The sequence below is a fragment of the Edaphobacter aggregans DSM 19364 genome (assembly GCF_000745965.1).
GTDB lineage: Bacteria > Acidobacteriota > Terriglobia > Terriglobales > Acidobacteriaceae > Edaphobacter > Edaphobacter aggregans.
In genome coordinates this window covers 1-1,024 of sequence record NZ_JQKI01000356.1, presented here as the reverse complement: position 1 = coordinate 1,024, position 1,024 = coordinate 1, and the positions used below count along the sequence as shown (strand labels likewise).

At 57.2% G+C, this 1,024-nt stretch carries 1 protein-coding gene; it reads right to left on the bottom strand.

The window, feature by feature from the left end:
- Nucleotides 1-383, bottom strand: a 383-nt coding sequence (locus Q363_RS31775; protein ID WP_281176121.1) for a hypothetical protein, incomplete at its 3' end; no start/stop codon positions are given.
- Nucleotides 384-1,024: the final 641 nt, after the last annotated feature.

Here is a 1,024-nt window from a genome sequence, read left to right as displayed (position 1 = left end):
GCTTCGACCAGCTGTTCTTCGGTGCACTTCAACCGATCGTCTCCCAATAACGCCAGGCTCTTTGCGTCGGTCTCACCATTGGCCAGAGCATGCCGGATGTGAAGACCGCTCGATCCCAGCAGATCGCTGACGACAATCGACAGCTTGATGCGCATCTCTTCCAGCAGACACTCGATCTGACTCTGTATGCGCACCCGGTCGCGTGTGAGTTGCAGTTTCATCCGGGTTAGGTTGCGCCAGATGCGCTGTTCCCCATCGGGCACAAAACTCAGAATCAGCTCCTTTGCGATCAGCCGCCGCACCAGCCGCTCCGCGTCCTTGAAGTCATGCTTGCGCCCTCGCGGAGCACGGTTGGAGAATGCCTGTGCCAAGTGCAAGCACATATGCGGCTCCAACTCCAGCCACACCGATCGCCAGTACTCGCCGTCGATTCCATCACCGCTTCTTCGACGCCCCGCTCCTGCAGCCACGTCGATAAGCGGCGCAACTCACCTGGCATGGTCGTGAACCGCCGCCGCTCCGGCTTCGATTCCGGCGTGCGCACATCCATGACCACCACCATCAGGACCTTCTTGTGTACGTCTATTCCTGCAATCTTGTCGGCCATCGAAACCTCCCGGCGGGAAGCGGCAGGAAGCGTGCGCGAAGACATCAAACACCGTCACGTGCTACCAACCGTCCCAGCAGGATGGATGGCGCGACACAGATTGGTTCAAACACGCATCCCAGACCAAACTCGGAAACGGCCTCAACTCATCCAGAGTTGCCCCGGCCTTCGCCGTTCCACGCCAATTCGATCGTAAAGCCTCAGGCTCGACACGATTTTCATCCCTATGGGTGGCCACAGGCCCATGCGTAACTCGGAAGTAGCAACATGCGAGACAATACTTCGCCACTATCGCTGTTTTATACTTTTGCTTTATCATCGCCCCAAGGCGATTGAATATGGCGCAAACAGAGCACTTCGATCTCAAACCTGATGGCGGAATTCCACGAGGCTATACCTCTTCGGATGAGTATCAGG